Below are 24,979 nucleotides of genomic sequence, written 5' to 3'. Positions count from 1 at the left end.
CGGACGATGCACTAGACCGTCATCTTTTTCAGTTCAGGCCGGAAATGGTAGAAGATTACGGGTGGAAAATTTTGCAGAAATGATTCTCCGCCGCCGTCGCCGCCGATTCAGACGCAACAAAGTGGCATTCATTTGCACCGTCCGGTGGGTATTCTGGCGATGGATTTGGATTCGATGAGATGGCGATTGAACGAATGCACATGAGTCCGAATTCAGTTTCTAAAAGTGGTTGAAGCATCGCGGCGACCACAGAATCCGTATCCATACCCAAAGGGAAACCTCGCTATGACTGGTCCTGTATTACGAATCCACTTGGTCGTGTTGGCCCTCTGATTTTTCATCTCACACGCCGTTGCTGATACTGAGAGCAACCAGGAGCCCGTTCGAGTCGTCGTTCATGTTGCCGAATACCGACCGAGTTTTGAGATTGATGTTGCTCAGAAGGCAACTGAGACGCTTGAGATTCGTACGGGCGTGAAGTCAGGCAAGATGATAGTTAACATCGCATATACCGTCGGCGAATCTCTAAATGGCGACGATGACCTTTCCGTTTTATCTCGCATCATCATCGAGAATACAGACCTGTACTTGACCGGAGAACCAAGAATCATTGGGGCACAGAGCCAAGAGAATCGCAATGTGCTCCTTGTTGTGACGGTGCTCAATGCTCCCGAGAATAGCCCACAAGCAGAGTAACCTGGCGATGGGCCGATGATCGCTTTCGGTGATGACGGCGGATTCTGCTGCGGCTTTGGCCGTGGTTCCAGTGTTTGATCGACGATGGGGTGCAATCGGGGGATTCTGGCAAGGGTGCGGGATTCCTCGCAATTCGCTTGCAGCGTGGTTTCTGCCCCGGTAGGCTGGGGGTCTGTCTACTCGCTAGATTTCATTCGGTTGAACAGCTTTTGTTCGGCATCCTGCTAAAGAGTCGATTGTGAGGGCGTGGATGAGCGTTGATACAGGTGCTGCGGTCGCGTCGCGGATCGAAGAGTTTGGACGCAAGGTGCAAACCATTCGCGATGCTCTCCACGAGGTCATCGTGGGGCAAGAAGACACGATCGACCAATTGCTGATTTGCGCATTGACCGGTTCGCATGCGTTACTGGTTGGCGTCCCGGGGCTGGCCAAGACGTTGGTGGTCAAGGCGCTCGCGGCGGCGTTTGATTGGGATTTCTCTCGGATCCAGTTCACGCCCGACTTGATGCCGTCGGATGTGACCGGTTACGAACTGATGGGAGCGGCGAAGTCGAACGGGCATGGCGAACCGTCAATGGTTTTCCGACGAGGTCCGTTGTTCGGCAATTTGATCTTGGCCGACGAGATCAATCGAGCGACTCCCAAGACTCAGTCCGCGCTGCTGGAAGCAATGGCCGAACGCCACGTCACCGTCGCTGGCATGACGCACGAGATGCACGATCCGTTCTTGGTCGTTGCGACTCAGAATCCGATCGAGCAAGAGGGAACGTATCCGTTGCCCGAGGCGCAGTTGGACCGATTCATGATGCAGATTCATGTCGGCTATCCGACTTCGGAACAGGAAAAGGACATTGTCCGACGCACGGCGGGGCGGACACCGGAGCTGCCCAAGTCGACCTTATCTCGCGAAGGATTCTTGGAGTTGCGTGAATTGGTGATGGCCGCGCCCGTACCGGAAAACGTCGTGGACTACGCTGTCACACTTTGTCGTTCCAGCCGGCCGGACCAAGACTCGGCTGATGAGTTTGTCAAACAGTATGTCGCATTCGGTGCAGGACCCCGTGGATCGCAATGTCTGGCGATGGCGTCCAAAGCCCGCGCGTTGTTGGCCGGACGTGCCGTCCCGACGGTCGCTGATGTCAACGCGGTAGCGATTCCGATTCTGCGTCATCGTATCCTGGGTAACCATCGAGCGATCGGCGATCAAGTCGACACTGATGCGATCGTGAAGCATCTCCTCAGCAAGGCAGCGTCGTGAATTCGTCTGATTCCACGACGGCAACGTCGCGATTCCTGGAGTTGCGCCAACTGGTAGCATTGGAGCACATGCGTTTTGTCACGCCCAATCGCGTTGAGGGTCCGTATAGTGGACGCCATCGATCGCGAGCAATGGGGGGCAGTGGCGAGTTCGCCGACTACCGCCCTTATACGCCGGGCGATGATCTGCGACGACTGGATTGGCGTGTCTTGGGCCGAACTGGTCGTGCCTACATCAAACGTTTTCAGGAAGACACCAACCTGGCTTGCTTGTCCGTGATCGACTGCAGTGGTTCGATGCGTTTTGACGGACAGCCCGTCGAGCCGGTCGCCGCAGGGTGGCTACGTCGCAAAGCAAGCGAACTGATTTCATCGAAACATGCGCCGGATAAGCTGACCTATGCGCAGTACTTCACAACAGCGCTGACGCACTTGATCACACGTGGAGGGGATCAAGCCGGATTGGCGTTGATCGGCGATGGGCTGCATTCGTATCATGCTCCGGGCAGTACCAGCACGCATGCGCAAGGGCTGTACGAGGCGATCGAGGGGATCACGCCTAGTGAAGAATCGAAACTGGCTGCTGGATTGGACGAAGTCATTGGGCGGATTTCTGGTCGCGGCGTGCTGTTGTTGATGAGTGATTTTTTGGTCGACGACCCGCGTGACTTGACCGCTTCGTTACGCAATCTGCGTCATCGCGGCTGGGAGATTGTGGCGTTGCATTTGATCCATCCCGCCGAAGAATCGCTTCCGGAGGGAGTCGCATTTCAGTTCGAAGGACTTGAAGGCGAATCCAGTGTTCGTTGTCGAGTCGGCGAAATCCGAGAGTTGTACGGTCGTCGTTGGCGAGAGCACTTGGAGCGGACGCGAAGCATTGCCACCGCAGTGGGTGCCGATTATCGCGCCGTCAGCACGGCCACCAGCTACCTGGATACGCTGGGGCAATTCCTCGTTCAACGAGCGGGGTGACGGCGTGTTCGTGAATCCCATATTGCTAGTGGTGGGTTTGCTGGGCGCTGCGGTTCCTGTCGTCGTTCACTTTATGACTCGACCCAAGCCTCAACGGATGCCGCTTAGCACGATCCGGTTGGTCAGCGATGCGTTGCATCAACGCCGTAGTCAAGATCGTCTGCGAGACTTTCTGGTGCTGTTGTTTCGTTCGTTGGCGGTTGCCATGTTGGCCATCGCGATCGCCCGACCATTGCTCAACAGCGACAGGAACCACGTGGAGGATGACCAAGCCGAACGCGTCAAGATTGTGTTGTTGGACGCCAGTCAAAGCATGGCAGCGATTGACGGCGCGGCGACTCGTTTCGATCAGGCGAGAGCGGCGGCGGCACGTGAGCTGCAGTACAAGCCGGGGCTCGAAGCCAATCTGTTGTTTGCCGCTCACCGCACAGATCCGGTGTTCCAATCGCCGAGTGCGAACTTTGGATTGCTGCGTGAGCGACTTTCCGACGCGAGGGTGTCGTCGACAGGTTTTGATGTGGCAATCGCCTTTGAATCGGTGAGCAAGCAGTTTGCCAAGTCAAGGCCCACGGCGACGCGAGAACTGGTGATCGTCAGCGATTTTCAACGCAGCAGTTGGGCGCGAGCTGATTTCAAGAGTCTGCCGGAGGATACCACCGTGACCATGATTCCCATCAGTGGCGAAAAGCCGTTGGGGAATCTGGCGATCGAGCAAGTGCGATTGTCGTCGCAACCGACCCTTGGCAAACCCGTCACCATGCTGGTGGACATCGCCAATCACAGTGATGACTCCCGAAAGGTTCAATGCCGCTTGGAATTGGAACGCATCAATCAGCAAGCGGAGATCACGCTCGATCCACAATCGCAGTCAACGCTGCAAATCCCGGTAACTTGGCAGGGATCGGGTTGGCAAACCGGCGTGGTGAAGCTGGTCGACAACAACGATGCCTTGCCTGCGGATGACATGGTTCCGTTGGCGTTTGGGGTTCGCCCAGAGCAACGTTTGGCGATCGTCACGGAAGCAAGCGACAGGGCCGCGAGCGGAGCCTATTTCATCTCGCAGGTTCTGACGCGAAGCGATCAAGATGACGGGGACGCCGATGAATTGCTGGTGACCGTCAGTCCGTCCACACTGGATACACCATTGGCCCAGGCAGCTCAGGTGTGGATCGTCACGGATGTGGAATCGTGGGACACGGCGGTGGTGAAACGAGCCGTTACTTGGTTGAAGCGTGGCAAGTCGATGTTGTACGTCGCCCGTGGACCGTCCGACGCCAATAACTTGCAAGCCATGAAACAAGAGCTCGGCAGCGACATGCAGCCTCCCGTCGAATTGATCGCTTCGTTGGAGTCCGGGCGGCGCAAGGATTTGAAGATTCAGGAAATGGATTCCCAGAGCGAACCGTTTCGTGCCTTTGGTGACAGCCTCAAGGTGACGACGGCATCGTGGCGTTTTGCCGGAGGCTTGCCCACACGGACGCTTGCGGATGCGAACGTCGATTCCATTTCAGCAACGCTCAGTGATCGTTCCGCCCTGTTGTATTTCACTCAGGTCGGTGCCGGTCAACTCGCGGTACTGAACGCTGATCTGTCAAAAAGCAATGTTGCCTTTCAAGCTGGCTTTGTTCCGCTGTTGGTCGAAACGATCAACCGACTGAGCGACGTTGGCGGAAACGCTGCGGGTACGGTTGCGGGAAATCCGATTGTGCGAGCGTTGCCGTCCGACGCCGGGACGCTCGACGAGATCGTGATCAACGCCGATGGGTATGCCCAAGACGAGATGCCCCAAGCCGGCCGGATTCTCAATCAAGACGGAATGTTGGTCTGGAGTTGGCCGACGACGGACCAGACCGGGGTCTATCGGGTTACCGATGCCAGCGATCGAACTCTGTGGGCGGAAGCCGTTCGCAGCGATCCAGCCGAGCAGGATTTGCGGACGATTTCGGAGGACGTGTTGAGTTCGCGGTTGTCGGGCGGGCGCGTCTTGGAGTTCGATGCCGCCGGCGGTGATACGACTCAAGGTGATTCACTGTGGGTTTGGGCTGCACTTGCGATGCTGGGTTGCGTCGTGACCGAGCTTGGTACATTGATTTTCTTTCGCTCGTAAATTGGTAATGATGCTCGGGGTCAACCACACAATCGACGCGCTGGCGAGCATGGGTGCAATGTCATTCTTGCCGTTGGCTTGGCTGGACTGGCAACCACGCGTGCCGCTGCCTTTGTGGTTGGCGTTGGCTGCAGTGTTCACCGCCGTCTGGATCGGGTATGTGATCCGGTCCCGAGGCGTGATTCCAACGACACGCCGACCTCGGGTGTTGGCGATGATGTTGGTTGCCGGTTCGATTCCGTTGATCTTATTGCTCAATCCGACTTGGATCGAACCGTTGCCTCCGCCAGAGGGACGACCGCTGATCACTGTGTTGCTGGACACATCAGCCAGCATGGATGTCGCCGATGTGGAGAGAAATGCGGAAACTCGATTCGATCGCGCGCGGTCGCTTGCGGATCAGATCGCGGAATCGATTGACGAGACGTACGAGAAACGGTTGGTCACGTTCGACGCACAGGCACGTGGTGTGGATTCGCAATCCGTCACACCCGATGAGCTGGGCAAGCGGAGCGATTTGGCTGCGGCAATCGTGATGGCGGCACAGACCGATCGTCCGCGTGGCCAAGCCGTCGTGCTGATCAGCGACGGCATTCACAACGTCGGGCCATCGCGGCGCGCCGTGGCAGCGGCTCAAGCCGCGCGGAGTCGAGGTGCACCGGTGTTTCCCATTTCGATAGCCAAAGAGGTTGTGATCAAGAATCTCTCCTTGGAAAGCAACGCCAGCAACCGACTCGCATTCGTTCAGCAGCCCGTGCGTTTGTCGGCCAAAGTCGTCAGTCGCGGGTTCGATCCCGCACCGGTCGAAGTCCTGTTGTCAAAGGATGACGGTGAGATCGAGAGTCAAAAACTGATCTTGAATCGCGACGATACACAGGAAGTTTCTTTTACCGTGACACCCGATACGCCTGGGTTGTATCGCTACAGCGTCAGCGTAGGCGGTTTGCCCGGTGAAGCGACAGCGGATGACAACCGACTGAGCGTGTTGTTGCGTGTCATCGATGCGCCCATCGGCGTGTTGTTGTTGGAAGGCAAACCGTACTGGGACAGCAAGTTTTTGGTTCGCAATCTTTCCGCTGATCCGTCGATCCGTCTGGAAAGTCTCGTGATGCTTCGGCAAGATCGATTCATGCACCGCACGCAAAGCGAATCGGCTGTGGATGCAAAGACAGAACCAGGCACAGAGGACAACGAACCGCAGAATCCCGGTTGGCAGATCCTGCCTTCGCCCGAATCGGTGATCGGCTCAACCGACGCATTGCAGAGATATCAGGTCATCGTGCTGGGTCGAGACGCGGAAGCCTACTTGGATGAGGACACGTTGTCGCGACTACGCAATTGGGTGGCAACCCAAGGTGGTTCCCTGGTCTGTGCACGCGGAACGCCTCAGTCAACGCTCTCGGAAAAGCTTGGTCGGATGTTGCCGGTGAAGTGGACTCACGGCACCGAACGTCGCTTTCGAGCCCAAATTGCAGAGGATTCTTTGTCGGAAGGATGGCTGTCGGCTGACGAGGCGGATCCGCTGGCGGGGATGCCTTCGCTGGCCACGGCGGCATCCCCGGAAACCCGTGGAGGGCTGCCGCGTGTACTCGCCACCAGTGACGACGGCGAGGATTCGATTCCCATCGTGACCTATCAACCCTACGGCGCGGGTCGGACTGTCGTCGTGGAAGGTGCCGGGATGTGGCGTTGGGCACTGTTACCGCCCGAGTTTGCAGCCGCCGAACAAACCTATAGCAGCGTCTGGAACGGATTGCTGCAGTGGTTGGTTTCACGAGTCGCGTTATCGCCAGGTCAAAATCGTGTTCTGCAAAGCGAGCAGTTGCGTTTCAACACGGATGAATCAGCGATCGCGACTTTGTTGGTCCGCGACAGCGTTGCACAGAGCGAAATGCCCCGTGTCGAACTTTCACGCGAGGGTGACGATCAGGGGACAACGATTGTTTGCGAACCCGCCGGCGATCAACCAGGTGTGTATCAAGCTCGTTTCGGAGAACTGCGCCCCGGCAGCTACCGAGCGGAGTTGCTGGGTGCGGACAAGAATGATCGCTCGGTGACGGCATTTGAAGTGCGTGAGCCGATCACGGAACGCTTGGAACTGAGTCCCCGCAACGACTTGCTAGCCGCCATCGCCAAACAAAGCGGCGGTCAAGTGCTGGAGACCGCTGACGCAGCGCTGATTACACAAACCATTCAACAGCAGATCATCGACTCTCTGCCCGTGGAAACGCGAAGGACTCCGGCGTGGGATCGATGGTGGGTGTTGCTGGGAGTGCTCGGATTATGGACTGCCGTCTGGACCGTTCGGCGACAAAACGGGCTTGTTTAGAGAATGAATCTAGCGATGAACCAACCGAATTCACGAGGTCCGATCCATGGCTAGCGTTGCCCCCACAACCACCGGCTCCGGGCCAGATGCTCAGGCTTCGTTGTACCGTCAACTTCGTCTGGTCGCGAACCGATTGCGAACGATCGGGACTTGCGAGTCGATTTGTTGGGCACTTGCGACCCTCGGCGTTTTGTTCCTTTCGCTCGCTTGGATGGACATCATTTGGCAATTGCCGATGACGGTTCGTCGTTGGGGCGTGCCGATCGCCGTGTTGACGGTGCTCTGCTTGTTTGTTTGGCTTTTGTATCGCCGGTTTTCCAGCACCAACAAAGAACTCATCGCGCGGCGACTCGACGAAGTCGGCGGGACGGGCGGCCAAATCTTGTCGGGCTTGGACATGATCACTCAACACCATTCTGGCAAACAAAATCAAACCAGTTTGTCACCACTGGCAAATGGGATTGCTTCCGTCGCGGTAACGCAGGCTTCTCAGCGGGCGGCGGGCATTGAATCGTCCGCTGCGGCGCCGTGGTCGATCGCCAAGCGAAGCGCATTGATTGCGGGCGCGGTTGCCCTGGTGACCGCTTTGTTCAGCGTTTTCGCACCCCACGCATTCTCAACATCCGCCAAACGTTTGTTCGCTCCGTCGGTTGACACGCCGCCCTACACGCCGCTGCAATTCTCCGTCTCACCCGGTGATGTCACTTTGACGTATGGACAACCGTTGGAGGTGTCAGTGGAGATCACCGGGGGCACCGCCGAGCAAGCCCATTTAGTCGTCGGCGATCCCACATCGGTCGATTCCGTGCCCGTGTCCATGTTCCCACGTGGCAGCGGCAAGTGGCAGGCTGTGCTCCCTCGTGTGCTTGAATCCACAAGCTACTTTGTCACTGCGGATCGCGGTCGAAGCGAGACGTATCAAATCGAGGTACTTGATACGCCAAAGATAGAATCGATCGACTACACGATCACTCCGCCAGCCTACACGAACTTACCCGCTCGAAAGGGACGGCACCCCCAAGACGCGATCGCGGGCGTGTCGGGTACCGAAGTACAGTTGTCGATTCTCGCGTCACGTCCATTGTCCGGCGGGACAGTGCGCATCGACCAAGGTAAGGGCACAGAAACCGAAAGCGTCACATTGTCCGTCTCTCAAGACGACCCGCAGAGTGTTGTCGGCAGAATGACGATAGAGCGAAGTTGCCAATGGCATGTTTCAGTCCAAGGAGCCAACGGCGTCGAGAGCGAATGGGAAATTCCGATCGAAGTCGAGTTGCTGATCGACCAGCCTCCGATCGCACGGATCACGCAACCCAGGCCCCGATCGTATGCGACCCAGTCAACCAAGATTCCCGTTGCCGTCGTGGGCGAAGACGACTTTGGGATCGCAAGAATGCGGCTGTATCGTATCGTCGACGGTTCACGTCCCCTGCCCGTTGACCTGCCAACGGATGGTTCGCGTGTTGTCCAAGGTGATGTCATGTTGCCGCTGGAGTCCTTTGGATTGGAAGCGGGCGACAAACTCACCCTGTTTGCACGCGTCGACGACACTCGACCCGAGCGATCGCAAGGTGGAGAAAGTCCGCTAACAGAGATCGAAATCATCAGCCAATCCGACTTCAATCGCATGGTCGCTGCCCGCCAAGGACAACAGATGCTTGAAAACAAGTTCAAGCAGGCACGCCGAATGATGGAGCAACTGGCAACCGAAGCGGCCGAACTGCAAAAGGAGATCGATGCCGCGGATCCGAACGACAAAGAACAGCAGGCCAAACTCAAGGAGCGGATGAAGCAACTGCAACAAAAGATGCGAGACGTTGCCGAGCAGTTGGAAAAACTGGCGGAGCAGGAGTTGCCACTGGAAATCGACAAACAATGGAACGACTTGCTACGTGAACAAGCCAAGGCATTGCGTGAAGCAGCGGTTGCATGTGAAAACGTGGCCAAGGAAGGCAAGTCGTTGAAGGAGCAGGCAGACGAGTTGCAAAAACAGTTGGACAAGATTCGTCAGAAACAAGACCAGCAGATCACACAGCCGATGGAGATGCTCAAGAAGATCGCTCCCTTGATCGCTGCCGAATCCAAATTTGCTCAGTTGGTGGCGCAACAGCGAGCGATCGTGGATCAGATGAATACGTATCGCAATCAAGAGGCGGTCCGTGACCAAGCGGATCGCCAGAGGATGGTTGAGCTTCGAGACGAAGAAGCAGCCGTTCGTGAAGCCTTGTCGGTGCTCTTGGAGGAGGTCGAGGCCAGTGCCGAGCGATTGGGCGACGACCCAGAGCTACAAGAACTGAAACAATCATCGCTTGAATTTGTTCAGGCCGTTCGCGAAAGTCCCATCGACACGGATTTGAAAGCGGCCCGGTCGGCGATGTCCGAGTTCAACGGCATCGATGGATACGCCAAGGCGTTATCGGCGTTGCAGGAAATGGAGAAATTCTTGAAGCAATGCCAGAGCAACGGACAGCAGGCGAGCGATTGCCTCAAAAAGAAGTTCCAACCTGGAATGCCGCAGTCCGACTCGAATTCTCTTCAGCAGATGATGAACCAATTGGGACTCAACCCGGGTTCCCAGTCAGGGTATTCGATGCGAGGAAACTCGGGGCAAAACGTCGGACTCTACGGAAATCAGCCCTTCGCGGAACCCGCCGGAGGCGGACAGGGCGACGATGGGCGATTGGCACCTGCACGTGGGGGCGATCGCACCGCAATGACAAACTCCGATGGAGCGTTGCTGGATCAATCCGAATTGCCAACCACCTCGCGGACCAGCGCCCGCGATGTTCCACTTCGATACCGTCAGCAAGCTGAAACCTATTTGCGTCGACTCGCAGAGCAATTGGACCAGTAATGATGCATCAATCCAACTTGATTCAAGCCTTATCCGCGATGCTTCTCGCGACCGCTATGGTCACCCATTTGTGCGCGGCTGATCCTGCCGATCCGTCCGAGACAAAGCCGGTGGCCTCGAAACCGTTGCCCGGCGTGGTTCCCGACCCGACACATGTCGGCGGCGAGACCGGCAGCGTGGTCCAGGTCGCGAACTTGGTCTACGCCGGATCAAAATCCAGCGAGTGCTTTGCGGATCACTTTCTGATTCGAGCCGAGAATGAATCAACGATTTCCACCAGTCGTCGATTTCATGCGGTCAAACTCAGCGGTGATGAGATTTACAACTATCCGCTCTTGATCATGACGGGCGAAGGCGACTTTGTTTTGGGAGCGAGCGAACGCACCAATCTGTTGGCCTATTTGAAACGCGGCGGCTTCTTGCTCGCATCGGCCGGTTGTTCATCGACCGAGTGGGATCGATCTTTTCGCCGCGAGATGGCCAGCTTGTTCGAAGACAACGAGATGAAAAAGCTGGAGATGGATCACGCTGTCTTTCATACCGTGTACGACATTGACACTTTGTCCGCCAAGCATGGTGAGCCGCGTCCTCTGGAGGGAATTTCGATCGGCGATCGCCTCAGTGTTCTGTACAGCCAGGACGGTTTAAACGACACATCGCATACCCAAGGATGCTGCTGCTGCGGAGGCAACGAGATCACCAACGCCGAGTTGATCAATGTGAATATTCTCGCCTACACCCTCAGTTTTTGATGCATTGATGACACTCGTTCCAGCTTACACCCCGTTGATCACAACATGCTGCATCGCATGCTTGGTGATGTTGTGCGCGGTGGGGTGTGAGCGTCGCAGCGAATCCATGCAATCCGCCCTGAAGATGCCATTCTCAATCTTCGCCACCTGTGACACACAAGGTTGGATCGAACCGTGTGGCTGTGCCAGTGGCCAATCCGGTGGACTGAGTCGCCGAGCGACGCTGATCGATCAGCTTGCTAAAGATGACGAACGATTGTTGGTCAGTGTCGGTGGAGCCGCTTTTGGCGATCAGCCCTACGACATCGAAAAGTTCAACGCGATTGTCGATGGCGAAGTGCTGATGGGTTATGAGATTCACAATCTCGGTGTTTCAGAAGTCCAGTTGCCGCTGCCAGAATCAAGGCAATTGACTTTTCTTTCGACGAATTTGGAGGGTGTACAGGGTATCAAAAAATCTGTTTCCATCGATCGAGGCGGTTGGAAGATTCTGGTCCTGGGCGTCGTCTCGCAGTCGGCACTGGCCAACGCCGCAGGCGTGAGAGTTGCTCCGCCAGAGCGTTCCATTTTGAATGAGATTGAGTCACAAACCGAGTCCTTTGATTGCGTGGTCGTGCTGGCGTACATGAACCAGAACGAACTCGCCGACCTTGCAGCAAACGTTCCCGAAGTCGACGTGATCATCGGTGGGAAAACGCAGCAGAGTATTTCACCGATCCGATCGGGACAGACTTTGTTGACCGCGGTTGCCAACAAGGGCAAGTTTGTGGCACGTGTGCGGGCTTCGGTCAACGACGGCGACCGTACCCCGACTTGGAACGCGGATCTACACGAAGTCAGCAGCGAGTTGGCGGAAGATCAAGAGCAGCAATCCAATCTGGCCGCCTTTCGCAAGCGGCTGAGCGATCTCGATTTTTCCGCATCGCAAACGAGCTTCGATGTTTTTCCTGCCGATGAAGGCAATCATTATGCGGGCAGCGATGCGTGTCAAACGTGCCACCAGCAGGACACCGAGACTTGGGAACGTAGTAGCCATGCGCATGCCTGGAGAACTCTCGTGGATGTCGGTGCCCATGTCGACTCCTCTTGCCAGCGTTGCCACACGGTCGGGTTCGGCGGAACCGGCGGTTTTGTGAATCGCAAGTCGTCGATGGACCGAATCGATGTGGGATGTGAGAGCTGTCATGGGCCGAGCAGTAGGCATGTTGCCGACGAAAGTGTTCCGACACCTTGGTTGGCAGTGGACAGTTGCCTTTCCTGCCACGATCACGAAAACAGCCCGCATTTCCAATATGACCATTATTGGCAGCAAATCGAACACGGAAACGGAGTCGAGTGATGCGAATGAAGATTCATGCAGAGGCCGAGAGAGTATCCGTGGGTCTCACCACCCAGGCCTGTGCTGCACTTGTAATGCGGTGCTTTTTCGCTGCACTATTTCCAGTCGTGATGATGGCGACGTTTCTGTTTCCGATGGTTCTGCACGCGGCCGATGGCTGGCATGACGATTGGAACACCGCCTTGAAGGCGGCTCGTGAGGACAGTTCTCGTCCGATCTTGATCAAGTATGAAGCCGCTTGGTGCGGTCCTTGCCAACTGCTCACCGAGGAAATGCAGCAGGACGACGTCAAAGAAGTCTTGCAGGGTTATCATCTGCTGCGAATCGATGTGGACCATCCGCCGGCAGGTGCAGAGGTCGACAGTGTCACTTCGTTGCCAACGATGCGTGTGATCACCGCCGGGGATGAGATCCTGCAACAAGCAGTCGGCTTGGCACAGGACCAGCAGCTTATCAACTGGTTGGAGCAAGGTGCATCGGCTTATCAACAAATCGTCCAACGCCGCCAGTTTGCGAAACGGCTTTCATCCGGTGTGCTGGACGCTGAGCAAACGGAACTGCTGTTGGAGATGTTGCAGGACCGCTCATCGTCACAGCGTTCCGCGGCGACAGAATTGCTGGTGCAACATCCGCATCTCGTTGCGGGTCAAGTCGTCGAGCTATTGTCCAGCGACAAAGTACGTTCTCGGATTGCCGCATTGGATGTGTTGCAACGGTGGCCAGCGCCACTGGATGGCATTGACCCGTGGCAACGAGAAACAATCACGGCGGAACGAGTCGAAACGCTAAAGTCCTGGTCGGATTCGATCGCTTCGGATGACCTTGCTGCGGAAGTCGACTCAAAACTCGTTGCTGAAGCCAGTTCGGAAGCTCTTGCTGAAGCTGACTTGGAGATCGACAGATTGTTGCAACGCGGTCCCGTTCGTGAAGGCTTGGTCGATGGATTGGCGGTCATCGGGCCTGAGCTACTGCCTCAAGTCACGACGCGTTTGGACAATGAAGTCGCGGACGTGGCACGAGAGCGATTGACCGCCGTGCGTTATCGGTTGGTCGCATCGCCAACTCTGCTCATTCGTTTGCCAGAAGTCACCGACAAGCTCGCTTCGTTGGACGCTTCGGCTCGTCGACTCGCCGCCCAAGCCTTGTCGGAGCAGGCGCAAAAGGATGACGTGCCACTGCTGGAAGCGTTGTTCGCGCACGATGATCCGCTGGTCCGCGAACTCGCTCTGCGTGGCATGCAGCTCAGCGGTGGCGGAGAAGCGACCGAGTTGGTGCGATTTCTGAAAGATCCCGACAAGAATGTTCGCGCAGCAGTCCTGAAACTGTGGCTCGATGCTCCCCGAAGCTACCTTTCCAAAACCATCAGCGAGCACGCGTTGGAGGAATCCGATCCCGGTCTGCTCGTCTACTACGTTCGATTGCTGAAAGAGATTGGAGCAACCAAATTCGAAGTTCAAGAGACACTTGCTCAGTTGGCCGAGAACGACGACTGGCAGGTTCGTGCGGAAGTGGCCGAGGCGATTGCGCACTTCACGGACAATCAATCCAGGCCGGGGGCATCCGACGCGACTCTGCATTCCGGTCTTCGCGACGCTGCTCGACAGTTGCTGACAGATTCCGATTCCTTTGTGCTCAGCAAGATCGTTCCGGCAATCATTCAAGCTGATCAAGAGGGCAGTTTTGACCAACTGTTGCTCATCGCGTGGCGAAATCCGCAGATCCGCGACACTGTCTTGCCGTCGCTCAACGCCAAATTTCATGATGAGGACAACGTCAAATTCCTGACCGAGAGATTCGAATCCGATGATAGCGACGCGAGGAGCTTTTCATTGCAGGCGATGTCGCGATTAAAGGTTGCCGAACATGAGCAATACATCGGTCGGGCATTACAAGACAAAGACACCGAAGTGCAACTCGCCGGCGTCCGTGCGTTGAGTGCGTGGTTGGACAATTATCACAGCAAGCTGTCCGTGCTGCCCAAGCCACTCTCCAGAGCCGTTGTAGCCGATCCCTTCTCAAACGGATTTGATGTCGAGTTTGAAAGCGAAGTGATGACGTTTGACAACGAGGAACCGTCGTCAGGCGGCGTCTTTCGCATGATCGGCGACTTCCTCAGCGGTGGAGGCTCGGACGATTCTGCCGTCGAAGTGGAGGCCGTCGAAATGGAGGCGGTCGAAATGGAGACCGTCGAAGTGGAGGCCGATGCGATCGGGGCCTATGAAGCCGAGTTGGAAAACGCCACGGAGGCTGAACCAGACGAAGCCCCTGCAGCAGAGAAGGCATCGACGGACATCACACCGACAGACATCACACCGACAGACATCACACCGATTGAGGACATACCGATTGAGATTGGAGGTGATCCGTTTGGTGGCGATGATGGCGGTCCAATATCCGCAGACGTGGTCGAGTCAGAAAGAGTCGCCGATGCTTCCGCTGTCGCGAGCGAAATGGCCGAGCAGGTCGACGCATACGAGGCTTGGTTGGTGAATTGGCGGACCTCACCCAGCGACGTCTTACCCTGGCTTGAGGGAGTCAAGCCGATCATTGAGCGACTGAAGGATTCCGAGGACTCAGCAATCAAAGCTCACGCGACCCTGGCCGCCGTGCGAATGGGGATCGAGGTCGAGTCCGACGTGATCGCCCAATCCGTCTCGACGCTCTCGGCGAGCGAAGGGCGATTGCAAGCGGTCTATCCCTGGCTGCCCAAAGACGATCGACGCGAGTTGCTCATGTTCGTCGCTGAAACGAAGAACGTCGATGACTACTTGGTAGGACTTTTTGAAATCGCCAACAAGTTCGATCAAGAAACCATCCAAGCCGACGCCTGGCAGGCGCTTGACCGAGTGAATCCGCAGTACATCGAACACGGCTACTACCTACGCAGCTCGATGATGGAACTACTGACAGGTGAGTCTTATTTCCATTCGTCTTCAGAGAAACAGGCGGCGGCCTTGGCCTCGAGTCTCGAGGAGTCCGTGTCGACTCTGGACTCCCAGTTTGCTCGTATGATGGCTGTCTCGCTGATGGGAGACATCGATGCGACGCGAGTTGAGTCGTTGGTGGACGATGCTTACGACAACACTGAATTGGATGATGCGACGCGCCGTGACTGGGCGCGGATGGCGTTGGGCGGCAAAGATTCCTCCGAGGCGACCGAGTTGGCCATTGGTTGGCTGTCGGATGAGACTTTTCAGTCGATCGCTCTCGATTTCATCGCCGACGGGCACGGCGGGATTTCTGCCACGGAAATCGGATTATTGGAAGTTCCAAACGCTAATGCCAGCTACTATTCCTCCGCCAAAATCATCACTGCCGAGATCAATCCGACGGTCGAGCCGGAAATGATCAAACCGCTCCTCGACCATGGGGATCCAGAAATCGTCGCGAAGGCAACCTTCGTGCTGATTGCAATGGGGCAGGATGTCGACATCACTCCATTGGAAAAAATGTTTCGCAGCAAAGGAGTCGATCAATACCTGCGTGGTTGGACCAACATGTACATCTTGGCGATCGCGATGCGAAATCAAGACGCCGACGTCGCTCAATTGCGTGAGATCTACGAAAAAGTCAAAGGTGACGAATATCGATCCAAGGAATTTTACTGGAGGATCCGCATCATGACCGGTCCGCAAGCGTTGATGCTACGCAAACAGATTCGTGACGAAGTAGGAATGGATAACTTGATTTAGCAAGCGTTGCTCCTTGTTCGCGAGATCTTGCTGTATCACAAGTGCCGATTCGCTCAGACGACACAAACCTCTCATCAAACAACGATTCACGGGAGAACCAAAATGAATACCACCCTCAGAAATCTCATCTTCCCAGCAGCGATGCTTCTTTGCACACCGGCTTTGGCGCAATATTCCGCCATGGGTGGCTCGGACTTAGGCTTGACCGCATTGGGAACCAAGCAGCTTTCGCTGACCCCGCAATGGTTGGAAATGTCGATTGAAATCGAAGGACGCAGTAGTGATCTGCCGCAAGCCTCCAAGGAATTGAAGCGTCGCGTGGAGACCGCGAAAGAACGTTTGGCAGGACTCAATGCGATCGAGTCGAGCATTCAAGTTTCCAAACCCAGCCTGAAAGGGACAGCGGACGCGAGCCAGCAGCGTCAGATGCGACAGATGATGATGCAGTACGGCGGTGGAAAAAAAGGACGCGAGATGCTGGAGAAAACCAAGAGCGTCTCGATCGTGCAGACCGTTACCGCACGGTGGGAGCTTCCCGACGACGATGACTTGTCCAGAATGATCGCCGCGAAGGAACTGACCGACAGCATCTCGGCTGCCGATATCGCCAGTAGCAGTGAGAAACAGCCCGTCTCCGCGGCACAAGAAGAACTGGCCGAAGAAATGAACGCGATGATGCAAGAGAACAGCTATGGACAAGAAACCGTCAAGAGTGGTGAACCAGCATTTACATACGTCGCCAAGCTTTCGTCGGATGAGTACGAGGCCGCCGTCAAAGCAGCCTATGAGGACGCGGAATCACAGATCAATAGTCTTGCCAAATCGACCAACGCTCCCGTACAGCCGATCAGGCCGTTGGCCGCACGCCTGGATTCCGGTGGCGAAAGCGATTCGTACGGCTACAACCGACGCGGGGTACAAACGCAACGGCAACCAGACGGAAGCTTTGAGATGGTGGCCGCCAGTCCGACCGAGGCCCCCTGTATCGTCTCCGTCTATGCCCTAGCGAAACACAAGTAGAGTTGCTGATGTTCAGGTTTGAGCGGATGAAGCCTGGACAACAGCGTTGGAGTCTAGCCTTTAGGCGATCGAGCACTGAAGCCCGAACAACAGCGTGGGGAAAATTGGTAAACTGGTGCGAGATCGATTTTGACCATCCCCCGTCGAGCTGACAATGCAAGGATTCTCTCTTCGCCAGATTTCGTTGACCTCCGCTGGGAAAATTCGTTTTTGCCTGGATGTTACCGTGTTTGCATTGTTCGTGATCGGCATGTTGATCACCATCGCGGACAACGCGTTTGCGGTCGAGCGTCCCAACATCGTGTTGATCGTTTCGGACGATCAGGGATACAACGATTTGGGACTGTTGGGCAATGGGATCATCACACCGCACTTGGATCGACTTGCCGCCGAAGGCACCAGGTTGACGGATTTTTACGTCGCGTGGCCCGCTTGCACGCCCTCGCGCGCCGCACTGCTGACCGGTCGTTACCCGCAACGCAATGGCGTGTACGACATGATTCGCAATGAAGCTCCCGATTACGGGCACAAGTACACCGCCAGTGAATATGCAGTCACCTTTGAACGCATCGGTGGCATGGACACACAGGAAGTCATCCTGCCGCGATTGCTTGCCCCCAGCGGTTATGTTTCGGGAATCTATGGCAAGTGGGATTTGGGGTCGCTGAAACGTTTCTTGCCGACAAGCCGTGGCTTCGATGATTTCTATGGATTCGTGAACACGGGCATCGACTACTACACGCATGAACGATATGGCGTGCCCAGCATGTTCCGGAACTTGAGCCCGACCACGGCTGACAGGGGGACGTACTGTACGGAGCTGTTCCAGCGAGAATCACTCCGCTTTCTAGACGAACACGCGGGTAAGACGCCGTTCTTTTTGTATGTTCCGTTCAACGCTCCACACAATTCGTCGGCGTTGGATCCGACGATTCGCAGCAGCGTGCAGGCTCCACCACGTTACAAGGCGATGTATCCCGACGTCGATCCAGAGTTTCGCTCGACGGACAAGCACCGCTATCAACGACCGGCGACGGTCACCACGCCTGATGCACGACGGCGTGACTATCGCGCGGCGGTGACTTACATGGACGAGGCGATCGGCAGCATCCTTGCTAAGCTGGAACAGACCGACACACTAGACAATACGATCATCATCTTTTTCTCCGACAACGGAGGCAGCTCGGGTGCCGACAATTCGCCTCTGAGGGGGCACAAGGCACAGCTTTGGGAAGGCGGCATTCGCGTTCCGTGTTTGGTCAGATGGCCCGGTGGCAATATTCCGGCGGCGCGAGTCTGTGGTGAGTTCCTGACGAGCCTGGAAATCGTTCCCAGCTTGTTGGCGGCAACGTCAACGCCGACGCCGAAGGATTTGAAACTCGATGGATTCGACTGGTGGCCGACATTGAGAGGCGAATCATCCTCACCGCGCTCCGAAATGTTTTGGCGCCGTAAGGACGATTGGGCGGTCCGCGCGGCGGATTGGAAATACGTTTCCATGGGCGGAAAGACCGCGTTATTTGATTTAAACGCAGACATCAGCGAGCGCACGGACTTGACGGAAAAACACCCCGAGGTCGTGCGTGAAATGAAACAGCGATTGTCCGATTGGGATGCCGAAATGGATGCAGCTCCTCCACGAGGCCCCTTCCGTGACTTTTAGTCGTTCAAGCGTTGCAGCACCCGTGGTCGGCATCGACATCGGGGGTGCGAATCTCAAGTACGCCAGCTCGGGCGGCAAATCATTTTCCCGGGAATTTGCGATGTGGAAACATCATCGCGATCTGTCGGAGACCTTGGTCGATGACTTGAGCCGTTTTGGCAAAGGGTTGCCGATCGCCGTCACCATGACAGGCGAGTTGGCCGACTGTTTTCTGGATCGTGAAATCGGTGTGCGTCACATCGTGGAATCGGTTGAGCAGGCCACGCGGAACACGCAGACTCGGTATTATAGTGTGACAGGTGAATTCTTTAACGCCGCACAAGCCGTTGCGAGGATTGATGATGTCGCAGCATCCAACTGGCACGCGTTGGCAACTCTCGTAGCAGGCGAAGTTTGCTCGGACGCAATGTTGGTGGACATCGGTTCGACAACCACTGATATCGTACCCTTGTCCGCAGGCCGCGTTGCGACGCCCGCAAAGACGGATCACGATCGCTTGGTCGAGGGTTCGCTCGTTTACGTCGGGTGCGCACGCACGCCGGTTTGCGCGTTGGTCAATGAGTTACAGTACCAGGGAGAAAACGCAACGGTGATGAATGAGTGGTTCGCGACGGTGGATGATGCACGAGTGGTGCTTGGTCTCGAAAAAGAGTGTCCAGGCGATCGGGCGAGCGCGGACAATGCACCCCGCGATGCTTTCCACGCGAGAAACCGTTTGGCACGGATGATCGGCTTGGATCATCGATCCGTAGACGACGAGGCGGCACGTACATTGGCAACGCAGATCATGGCGGCAGCGCGCGAGAGAATCCAGCACGGCATTCGCAAGGTACAATCGCTCTACGGCTTCGCACCCAACACCACGCTCGTGCTCAGTGGCCATGGAGGCGACTTGTTGCCGCGTGACGTGATCGCAGATCGCACGGTCATACGTTTGGACGAACAATGGGGTGAAGTGATCGCGAGGTCGGCCCCGGCCTACGCCGTTGCTCGACTGATGACCGCTGTGGCCGTCCGTGATTGAACGAGATCCTGGTCTCGTGATTGAACCTTGCCTTCACTGATTCTGCATTGGACGACGACTATTGACCGCGATTCTCGGCATCTCTGCCTTTTATCATGACTCCGCCGCCGCACTGGTGGTCGATGGCGAGATCATCGCTGCGGCACAGGAAGAGCGATTCACGAGAAAGAAGCACGATGCGGGATTTCCGAAACATGCAATCGACTATTGCCTCGCCGAAGCCGGTTTGAGCATCGAGCAACTCGACCATGTCGGTTTCTATGAAAAACCGCTGTTGAAGTTTGAGCGACTGCTGGAGACTTACCTCAGCTATGCCCCCGCTGGCTTGCGATCCTTTGCCAAGGCCATGCCGCAGTGGATCGGACAAAAACTGCATCTGCGTCGAGAGATTCGGCGTGGATTATCCGATCGCTATCGTGGTCGGTTTGCGTTTTGCGAACATCATGAGTCGCACGCCGCCAGTGCTTTTTTTCCATCGCCGTTTGACGAAGCCGCCATCCTGACGTTGGATGGAGTCGGTGAATGGACCACCACCAGTCTTGGCGTCGGGCTTGGTCATCGAATCGAGCTGACCGATGAAATTCGGTTTCCCCATTCGCTGGGTTTGCTGTATTCCGCATTCACCCACTACTGCGGATTTCGCGTCAACTCGGGCGAATACAAGTTAATGGGTTTGGCACCGTACGGCAGTCCACAGTACAGCGATTTGATTCTGCGGCATTTGATCGAAGTTCGTGAGGATGGATCATTTCAACTGGACCTGCGGTATTTCAACTACTGTCAGGGTTTGACGATGACGTCATCTCGATTTCACCAGCTCTTTGGGCGTGGTCCGAGGAAGCCTGAGATGCCGATCTCACAACTCGACATGGACTTGGCCGCGTCGGTGCAGGAGGTGACAGAACAAGTTGTCCTGAAGTCGGCGATTCACTTGCACGAGAAAACCAAACAACGCAACCTGTGCATGGCCGGCGGAGTTGCGTTGAACTGTGTTGCCAATGGTCGGTTGCTCCGTGAAGGTCCCTTTGAAAACATTTGGATACAACCGGCCGCTGGTGACGCCGGTGGTGCGTTGGGGATCGCCCTGTTGATCTGGCATCAGTTGCTTGGGCAGCCTCGCCCGCATTTGAATTCGACAAGCCAGCTCGACCGGCAACACGGCAGTTTGCTCGGGCCGCGATTCACTGAATCGGACATCCTGCAATCGCTTGATGAGCACCAAGCGATCTACACGCGATACGACGATGCGGAGCGATTGGCGGGTGACGTCGCCCAGTTGCTTGCCGATGGCAACGTGGTGGGGCGAGTGTCTGGTCGAATGGAGTTCGGACCGCGTGCTTTGGGAAACCGAAGCATCTTGGGGGACCCTCGCAGCGATGAAATGCAGTCGGTGATGAACCAGAAGATCAAGTTTCGCGAGTCCTTTCGCCCGTTCGCACCGGTCGTGTTGGCCGACCACGCGGCCGATTACTTTGATATTCCGCACGGGCACGATAGCCCGTACATGTTGTTGGTGTTCAATGTTGCGAAGTCGAAATGGGTCGAGTCGATGAGTGGCATGACCGAGACCGACGGCGGGCTACAGCGGGTGAACGAAGTACGCAGCACGATTCCGGCGGTCACGCACGTGGACCATTCCGCCCGCGTGCAAACCGTCGATGCGGTTCGCAATCCGGATTTCGAGCGTTTGCTTCGTGCGTTCTATGATCGCACGGGTTGCCCGGTGCTGATCAACACCAGTTTCAATGTGCGTGGCGAACCGATCGTTTGCACACCCGCCGACGCGTATCGGTGTTTCATGGCGACCAACATGGATGTGTTGGTGTTGGAGAACGTTGTGCTCAAAAAAGCAGGTCAACCAAGGGCGGCGGAGTATCAAGCAGAAGAGCACTTATCGCAGTTTGAATTAGATTGATGGTTTTGTGTGAATGCGAGGGAGGAGGCCGGTTTGCGCAAGTCAACGATGGGGAATGGCAAAACGTTTGGCGGGCGACGCTATCGACTTGGAAAGTCGAGCGACAATTGTCCAAGCAAGTCGAAGGCGTTACTGCTTCGGAAAGGGTTCCATCTCGACCCAATGCGTGAGAACGTCGCTTGCGGTGTCCAAGTGCCATGGGGCGGATGAGCCGAAGACGTGCGACTGTTGGTGATTGCCAATAGAGTCTGTCCAGTCGTACGTCACTTTCACGGGATCGTTGAGGCTGGAGTACTCAATCAAGTGTGCTTCCGCTCGCAGATAGCGTTTCCCACCGTCGTTGGTGAACCGAATTTGGATCGGCTGCCCTGGATCGACTTGCACGTCCGCCTCACCGTAGCAGAGACTCTGTGACCAGAAGTCGTTTGGTTCAATGCCTCGACGCGGCACCGTCCAATCCGCGACGATCGGTCGCCAAGTCTTTCCATCGTCGTGGCTGTATTGGATTTGGTAGCGGACCTTTGGATCCGGTGGGCTGCCTGATGCCACGTGCGCGGCAGCGTGAATGCGAATCGTCTTGTTGTCGGGCACGGCAGTCAAGGTGACATTGGGTTGTCCGAAATCACCTGCGGTCAGAAAGGTTTTCGCCAGTTCGAATTCGGGACCCATCGATAACACACTCTGTCCGCTCGCTGCGTATTGGACGGTTGTGCCGTTGTCCTTCAGTCGTGGCAGGACCGCCACGTTGGCTTGGCAAACGGTTCGAATCGTCAACTGTGAGTCTCGTAGCTTTGCTGCGGCACAGGAAAAACGTAGCCAGTACTGTGAGTGGCCTTTGACTTGATCCGTTAAATCCAGAGAGTCGATGAGAGGCTGGCTGGTCAGCCACGTGCGTCCGGCGTCGGTAGAGACCGCGACGTCGCAGTCGGCTTGTCCATTCAAGACAAGCCCGTTTGTGCAGCCCGCATCGTAGATCCCCCAAGGTTGATCATTGGGCGGAGTGGCTGCGATTACGTAGGGCGTCTGAAACGAAAACACGACGTGCTGGTCGTCTTCGCGAACCGCTGCTTCGCGATAGTCGTTTGTGGTGAAGTCCGGCTGATAAACGTATTCCACGTTCGCGAACCGAGCTTGCCCGTTTCGGTGCGGGGTGCCGGTTTTGCTGCCGTGCATCTTTTCCGGTTGATTGACCCAGGTTCGTGATCGTTCAGGGCCGGGAATCCCGTCGGTGTTATAGTTGCGTCCCCAGAAGACGAACGTCTTTCCGTCAGCCAAACCGGGGGCAAAGTAACGCCGCATGCGTTCGCCGCGTCGCAGTTCCACGATCGGCGGTGGGCCGGCGTACCCTGCCAAGTATTCCGCCACGGCGTACTTGCGATACGACTCGCCATCGTTGGGATGCAGTCCACACACGAGCCAGCCGTGTTGTTTGTCTGGTTGAAAGCCACGATCGATCCACTGGGTGACGTTGGGTTGCATTTCGTCCAATCCCAGCAGCCGGCGTCCAGACGTATCAAAGATCACGGTCGAAAGATCATGGTCCAGCAACGCCCATTGGCCTTGTGGACCATAGGGACCACCGGTCAGGAAGACTTCAAAGGCATTGTGACCTGCGGCTCCGACGCCGCGCCCGCGACCGTGTCCCAGCAAGTGCTCCAATTCAGCAGTCCACTGCGAATGAGTCGTGCCACAGAGTCCAAAGCCGAACCCGAACAGGCCGTTCCAGTATTCACGAGGCCGAGTGTCCGCGTTGGTGTTTGAGCCGCTGCCCCACAAATCCCGCTTGCCCGTTTCGCCGTGCCAGTAGTGCGTATTGCGCCAATACCATGACGCCAGTGCTTTGCTCTGATCGGAGTCGACCGGCAAACCTGTGACGCGTTGGTACAACTCCGCTTGTGTGGCGAACAAGCGGTCGAAGGTAGAGATTGCGAGTTCGCCGGGGTACCACGGATGGTCCGTGCGGATTTGGGGATCACCCGACGCAGCCGTCAAGGGTGTGACGGCACAGAGCGACGTGATGATCGCGAGGCAAACCAGGGCGATCAATGAAGCGCGATTCATGGGTCAGTCGCCGATCATTCGGGCAGACGATTGGTTTCCACCTCGGGGAACGTTCCCGTCAGTCCTTCCTTCATGAACGCGACGACATCTGCGGCTTCTTGCGGGGTCAAGTTCAATGGTTTCATCTTGTCGCTTAACCATGGGTTCTTGTGACCGCCCTTGTTGTACCACTCGACGACTTCCTCCAACGTCTTTTGGCTGCCGTCGTGCATGTATGGCGCAGACAAAGCGACGTTGCGCAAGGTGGGGGTTTTGAAAGCACCTTTGTCTTTTTCTTCTTTGGTGATTTCGTAACGACCCAAGTCTGGTTTTTCGCCGTCCATCCCGACACCCAAGTTGTGGTACTGTTCGTCACTGAAGTTTGCACCAGCGTGACAGGCGGCGCAGTTAGCTTTGCCCGCGAACAGTTTCATTCCACGTTTGGCCGATTCGCTCATCGGCGCCGAGGCGGCGGCTTTCTTGAAGGCATCGTATTTGGCTTTCAGTTCGGGTTCTTCGTCGAGAAACTCCAAGTCATCAGCGAACACTTTTTCGAACTGATCGACTTGCACTTGATAGTCATACGGCGCGGGTCCGGTCACGAGCGTTCGTTCGAACGCCGCGATGGCTCGACCGACGTTGTCGATCGTCACTCCGTCGGAAAAGACGGAGTTGAACTGGGCGGTATAAACCGGGATTTTTTTCAACGAGGCGATGCAAGCGTCATGGCTGTTTCCCATCTCGATCGGATTGGCGATCGGCCCAACGGCTTGTTCCTCCAAGGAAGCTGCGCGTCCATCCCAGAATTGCAGCGTGCTGATGATTCGGTTGTAGGAGACCGGTGAGTTTCGGCCGCCGGTCTGACCAAGCACACCGACGCCGAACTGTGTGTTCGCGCCGTAGCCCATCGACGGATCGTGGCAGGAGGCGCAGGAGATCGTGTTGTCGTTGGACAAACGGGTGTCGAAGTAAAGTTGTCGGCCGAGTTCGATCTTGGCCCGCGTCATCGGGTTGTCGGCGGGGATGTAGATGTTGCCTTCGGCTGCGCTGAGGCCCTTGGGCAGCTTGACCGTCAGCGGTTCGTGATTGGTAGGATCGGCCAACCACGCTTGGACTTGTTCCATCGTGACGCCGCCCTCGCCTGGGATTCCTTTGAGCAACTCGGTGTCTTCGCCCAAGACAACGGTGCTTGGCTTGGGCGAATCGCTTTCTTTGGGCTCAGCCCAGGTGTTGGCAGGGATGGCGATGGCGGCAAAGCAAGCCAGGAGGCCTGCGGAAGCTCGGAAAGCAGTTCGTCGTAACATGTCTGTCTCTCGCGG

At 56.4% G+C, this 24,979-nt stretch carries 15 protein-coding genes; 13 read left to right on the top strand and 2 right to left on the bottom strand.

The window, feature by feature from the left end; genetic code table 11:
• Positions 1 to 489: 489 nt before the first annotated feature.
• From Pla52nx_RS06700 to Pla52nx_RS06640, 13 genes are all read left to right on the top strand, one after another.
• Complete coding sequence (locus Pla52nx_RS06700) at positions 490 to 696, top strand: hypothetical protein (RefSeq protein WP_146522291.1); 207 nt, start codon at positions 490 to 492, stop codon at positions 694 to 696.
• A gap of 250 nt (positions 697 to 946) precedes the next feature.
• Entirely contained in the window at positions 947 to 1,954 is a 1,008-nt protein-coding gene (locus Pla52nx_RS06695; RefSeq protein WP_146522290.1) for an AAA family ATPase, read from the top strand.
• Positions 1,951 to 2,925, top strand: coding sequence for a DUF58 domain-containing protein (locus tag Pla52nx_RS06690; RefSeq protein ID WP_146522289.1), 975 nt, complete (start codon positions 1,951 to 1,953; stop codon positions 2,923 to 2,925). The genes Pla52nx_RS06695 and Pla52nx_RS06690 overlap by 4 nt, the downstream gene beginning before the upstream one ends.
• Positions 2,926 to 2,935: 10 nt before the next feature.
• Positions 2,936 to 5,032, top strand: coding sequence for a BatA domain-containing protein (locus Pla52nx_RS06685; protein ID WP_197454925.1), 2,097 nt, complete (start codon positions 2,936 to 2,938; stop codon positions 5,030 to 5,032).
• Positions 5,033 to 5,090: 58 nt separating this feature from the next.
• On the top strand, positions 5,091 to 7,361 hold the full coding sequence (locus Pla52nx_RS06680; protein ID WP_146522287.1) for a vWA domain-containing protein: 2,271 nt from the start codon (positions 5,091 to 5,093) through the stop codon (positions 7,359 to 7,361).
• Between the two features lie 46 nt (positions 7,362 to 7,407).
• Positions 7,408 to 10,215: a hypothetical protein gene (locus tag Pla52nx_RS06675; protein WP_146522286.1), complete on the top strand. Its 2,808-nt coding sequence runs from the start codon at positions 7,408 to 7,410 to the stop codon at positions 10,213 to 10,215.
• On the top strand, positions 10,215 to 10,967 hold the full coding sequence (locus Pla52nx_RS06670; RefSeq protein WP_146522285.1) for a DUF4159 domain-containing protein: 753 nt from the start codon (positions 10,215 to 10,217) through the stop codon (positions 10,965 to 10,967). Before Pla52nx_RS06675 ends, Pla52nx_RS06670 begins: the two co-directional genes overlap by 1 nt.
• A gap of 7 nt (positions 10,968 to 10,974) precedes the next feature.
• Complete coding sequence (locus tag Pla52nx_RS06665) at positions 10,975 to 12,306, top strand: multiheme c-type cytochrome (RefSeq protein WP_146522284.1); 1,332 nt, start codon at positions 10,975 to 10,977, stop codon at positions 12,304 to 12,306.
• Positions 12,307 to 12,419: 113 nt separating this feature from the next.
• The gene (locus Pla52nx_RS06660; protein ID WP_342190351.1) at positions 12,420 to 15,998 is read left to right on the top strand and encodes a thioredoxin domain-containing protein; all 3,579 of its coding nucleotides are present in this window, start codon (positions 12,420 to 12,422) and stop codon (positions 15,996 to 15,998) included.
• Positions 15,999 to 16,100: 102 nt separating this feature from the next.
• Positions 16,101 to 17,018 (top strand): hypothetical protein, encoded by a 918-nt coding sequence (locus tag Pla52nx_RS06655; RefSeq protein WP_146522282.1) that lies wholly within the window; start codon positions 16,101 to 16,103, stop codon positions 17,016 to 17,018.
• Between the two features lie 154 nt (positions 17,019 to 17,172).
• On the top strand, positions 17,173 to 18,681 hold the full coding sequence (locus tag Pla52nx_RS06650) for a sulfatase-like hydrolase/transferase (protein WP_146522281.1): 1,509 nt from the start codon (positions 17,173 to 17,175) through the stop codon (positions 18,679 to 18,681).
• Complete coding sequence (locus Pla52nx_RS06645) at positions 18,671 to 19,705, top strand: hydantoinase/oxoprolinase family protein (RefSeq protein ID WP_197454923.1); 1,035 nt, start codon at positions 18,671 to 18,673, stop codon at positions 19,703 to 19,705. The genes Pla52nx_RS06650 and Pla52nx_RS06645 overlap by 11 nt, the downstream gene beginning before the upstream one ends.
• Before the next feature lie 61 nt (positions 19,706 to 19,766).
• Positions 19,767 to 21,620: a carbamoyltransferase family protein gene (locus Pla52nx_RS06640; RefSeq protein WP_146522279.1), complete on the top strand. Its 1,854-nt coding sequence runs from the start codon at positions 19,767 to 19,769 to the stop codon at positions 21,618 to 21,620.
• A 129-nt stretch (positions 21,621 to 21,749) separates the two neighbouring features.
• Here Pla52nx_RS06640 and Pla52nx_RS06635 read toward each other — a convergent pair whose 3' ends face one another.
• Together Pla52nx_RS06635 and Pla52nx_RS06630 are read right to left on the bottom strand one after the other, a co-directional pair.
• On the bottom strand, positions 21,750 to 23,681 hold the full coding sequence (locus Pla52nx_RS06635; protein WP_146522278.1) for a hypothetical protein: 1,932 nt from the start codon (positions 23,679 to 23,681) through the stop codon (positions 21,750 to 21,752).
• Between the two features lie 14 nt (positions 23,682 to 23,695).
• Complete coding sequence (locus Pla52nx_RS06630; RefSeq protein WP_146522277.1) at positions 23,696 to 24,964, bottom strand: cytochrome-c peroxidase; 1,269 nt, start codon at positions 24,962 to 24,964, stop codon at positions 23,696 to 23,698.
• Between the last annotated feature and the right edge of the window lie 15 nt (positions 24,965 to 24,979).

Origin of the sequence: Stieleria varia, from assembly GCF_038443385.1 — a bacterium.
In the GTDB taxonomy this organism is placed as follows: Bacteria; Planctomycetota; Planctomycetia; order Pirellulales; family Pirellulaceae; genus Stieleria; species Stieleria varia.
This window is presented reverse-complemented; position numbering and strand designations above follow the sequence as displayed.